3 protein-coding genes are annotated in these 3,177 nt (G+C 68.6%); 1 reads left to right on the top strand and 2 read right to left on the bottom strand.

Annotated elements, in window-relative coordinates; translation table 11 throughout:
• Window positions 1-35 precede the first annotated feature (35 nt).
• Together AC3WJI_RS21475 and AC3WJI_RS21470 are read right to left on the bottom strand one after the other, a co-directional pair.
• The gene (locus AC3WJI_RS21475) at window positions 36-1,574 is read right to left on the bottom strand and encodes a cation:proton antiporter (RefSeq protein ID WP_492759346.1); all 1,539 of its coding nucleotides are present in this window, start codon (window positions 1,572-1,574) and stop codon (window positions 36-38) included.
• Between the two features lie 28 nt (window positions 1,575-1,602).
• Window positions 1,603-2,325 (bottom strand): dienelactone hydrolase family protein, encoded by a 723-nt coding sequence (locus AC3WJI_RS21470; RefSeq protein ID WP_492759345.1) that lies wholly within the window; start codon window positions 2,323-2,325, stop codon window positions 1,603-1,605.
• Window positions 2,326-2,453: 128 nt separating this feature from the next.
• Between AC3WJI_RS21470 and gpmA the strand changes: the two genes are divergently transcribed.
• The gene (gene gpmA / locus AC3WJI_RS21465) at window positions 2,454-3,140 is read left to right on the top strand and encodes a 2,3-diphosphoglycerate-dependent phosphoglycerate mutase (RefSeq protein ID WP_492759344.1); all 687 of its coding nucleotides are present in this window, start codon (window positions 2,454-2,456) and stop codon (window positions 3,138-3,140) included.
• Window positions 3,141-3,177 lie beyond the last annotated feature (37 nt).

Genomic DNA, 3,177 nt, shown 5'->3' with positions numbered 1-3,177 from the left:
CTCCCTTTCAGGGAGGGGAGTCAGCGCAAATTCCCCTACGCCTCCTCGATCGTCCGTTCCTCGGCAGGGCCGATCGCCAGTTCGTGCCAGTCGAGCGCTTCCTGCAGCCGCTCGAACTCCTCGGCACCGATCGCGTCCTCGTCGCGCAGCGCGTGGAGCCGGTCGCGCTGCGCGGCGATCGCCGCGAGCTTGAGCTTCTGACGGGCCAGAAAGTCGGTACAGCCCGCGCCGCCGTCGACCGCGGCGCGATCGATCTCGAACTGCCGGCGGATCTCGTCCGCCACCCTGCCCTGCGCGCCGGCGACCGCGCCCAGCGCCGCATCGACGAGCGCGCGCTGCGCGTGGGCGCGTTCGTCATGGCCGTCGTCCGCGTTCAGTCCGAGCAGCCGGATCAACGGCGAAAGCGTCAGCCCCTGCACCACCAGGGTCGCGAGCACGACGGCGAACGCCGACAGCACGATGACGTCGCGCTGGGGGAAGTTCGCGGGGAGCGAGAATGCAGTCGCGACGGTGACGAGCCCGCGCATCCCGCACCAGCCGACGACCAGCCCCTGGGCGAGGCTCGACGGCTCGGCATCGCCGCGCAGCAAGGCGAAGCGCGCCGCCAGCCGATTATAGGTCAGCACCCAGATAAGGCGCGTCCCGACGACGCCGGCGACGACCATCGCCGCGATCCCCGCCGCCTCGCGCAGCCGCTCGGGCTTCATCGCGCCGAGGATCTCGTGGGCCTGCATGCCCATCAGCAGGAAGGCGACCACGTTCAGCACGAACACCGCGACGCCCCAAACCGCGAACGACTGGACGCGGTTGCGCGCGTTGATTTCGGTCTTCGGATCATTGGCGATGAACATCGCCATCGCCACCACGCAGAGCACCGCCGACAGTCCCAGCCGCTCGGCGATCAGCCAGGCGACGAAGGTGTTGACGAATTCGAGGAGGTTTCCCCCGAACGAGCCGCGGGTGTAAGGCAGGATGTAGCGGAAGGCCCAGCCGCAGAACAGGCCGAGCGCGATTCCGCCGGGCACCGCGAAGCCGAGCTGCGCCGCGACCTTGCCGTCGACGCCGCCATGGCTCTGGATCGCCACTGCCGCGCTGAACAGTAGCAAGGCGGTGGCGTCGTTGAGCAGGCTTTCGCCGGTGAGCTCCTGCACCGCGCGGCGCGGCAGCTTGGCCGAGCGCAGCACGGTGGTCGCCGCGGCCGCGTCGGGCGGGGCGACGATCGCGCCGAGCGTGATCGCGGCGGCGATCGGCAGCCCTGCGAACGCCCAGCCGATCCACGCCACCACCGCAGTTGTCAGCAGCACTGCGACCACCGCGAGCGCGACCAGAGGGCGCCACAATTTGCGCACGGCGGCGAGCGGAAAGTCGAACGCCGCGTCGAGCAGCACCGGCGCGATGAACAAGGCCAGCGCGGTATGGCCTTCGAGCGCGATCGACGGGCTTCCCGGCACCAAAGCGACGACCACGCCGGCGGTGGCGAGCATGGTCGGATAAGGAATCCAGGTCCGCCGGGCCACCTGCAGCAGCACGACGGCGAGGAGCAGGAGCGCGACGAGGCTTTCGAAGAAGGTCATCGATGCATGCTAACGCACCGTAAGCCGATTAGGCGAACAATCGTTCGAGGAAGCCGGCCATCTCCCGCCAGCTGCGCCGGTCGGCGCGGGGCTCATAGGCGATCGGCCCCGGCCCCGCGCGGTCCTTGTCGGTGAAGGCGTGGCCGGCATGGCCATAAGCGTGGAGCTGCCAGTCGGCACCGCTGGCGGTGAGTTCGTCGGCCAGGGCGACGGTCGCCTCGGGCGGCGCGATCGGATCGTCCCAGCCGTGGCAGACCAATAGTTTCGCCGTGATCGGGGAGACATTGGCATAGTCCGGACGGTCGTAGACTCCGTGGAACGAGACCCCGCCGAGGATCGGCAGCCCGGCGCGCGCCATGTCGAGCACGCACTTGCCGCCGAAGCAGAAGCCGATCGCCGCGGCCTTGTCGGGATCGGCCTGGGGCAGTGCCTTGAGCGCGTCGAGCGAGGCGGCGAGGCGCTCGCGGAGCAGGCCGCGATCGGCGTTCATCTCGTTCATGTAGCGGCTGCGCTCGTCGGGCGGCAGCAGCGTGGCGCGCCTGCCCTGACCGAAGACGTCGGCGGCGAGCGCGACATAGCCGAGCCCGGCGAGCGCCTCGGCCTTCAGCGTGTCGGCCTCCTTCTGGCCGAGCACATTGGGGAGGACGAGAATGCAGGGGCGCGGGCCCTCGACGGCATCGTCCCACGCCGCGACGCCCTCGAACGGGCCGCCGGGGCCGGCATAGATCAGAGTCTGCCGGACGATTCTCATACGCGCTCCCGTTCGTGCTGAGCTTGTCGAAGCACCGTCTTTCTTTCTATCAGCGCGCTCGAAAAGAACAGGGCTTCGACAAGCTCAGCCCGAACGGGGTTGGGATGGCCCGCAAACTTGGAGGTCCCATGACCAAGCTCGTCCTGATCCGCCACGGCCAGTCGGCGTGGAACCTCGAGAACCGCTTCACCGGCTGGTGGGACGTCGATCTGACCGAACAGGGCGTGCAGGAGGCTTGGGCGGCGGGCGAACTGCTCAAGGAGAAAGGGCTCGATTTCGACCTGACCTTCACCAGCTTCCAGTCGAGGGCGATCAAGACGCTCAACCTCGCGCTCGAGGCGATGGGCCGGCTGTGGCTGCCGACCGAGAAGGACTGGCGGCTCAACGAGCGCCATTATGGCGGGCTGACCGGGCTCAACAAGGCCGAGACCGCGGCGCTGCACGGCGACGACCAGGTCAAGATCTGGCGCCGCAGCTTCGACGTGCCGCCGCCGCTGCCCGAGGAGGGCTCGGCCTGGGACCTGGCGAAGGACGAGCGCTACAAGGGCGTGCCGATCCCGCAGACCGAGAGCCTCAAGGACACGATCGCGCGGGTGTTGCCTTATTGGGAAGAACGGATTGCGCCCGAGATCCGTGCCGGCAAGCGCGTGCTGATCTCGGCGCACGGCAATTCGCTGCGGGCGCTGGTCAAGCATCTGTCGGGGATTCCGGACGAGGAGATCGTCAACCTGGAGATCCCGACCGGGCAGCCGATCGTGTACGAGCTGGACGATGCGCTGGTGGCGACCGATCGCTACTATCTCAGCGAGCGGTGACATCTTAGCCCCTCCCCTTCAGGGGAGGGGCTAAGAT

The organism is Sphingomonas sp. FW306-1B-B10E (assembly GCF_058782005.1).
This window is presented reverse-complemented; position numbering and strand designations above follow the sequence as displayed.

Coding starts and splice junctions, on each gene's coding strand:
- AC3WJI_RS21475 (WP_492759346.1), bottom strand. CDS start 1,574: ATGACCTTCTTCGAAAGCCTCGTCGCGCTCCTGCTCCTCGCCGTCGTG.
- AC3WJI_RS21470 (WP_492759345.1), bottom strand. CDS start 2,325: ATGAGAATCGTCCGGCAGACTCTGATCTATGCCGGCCCCGGCGGCCCG.
- gpmA (WP_492759344.1), top strand. CDS start 2,454: ATGACCAAGCTCGTCCTGATCCGCCACGGCCAGTCGGCGTGGAACCTC.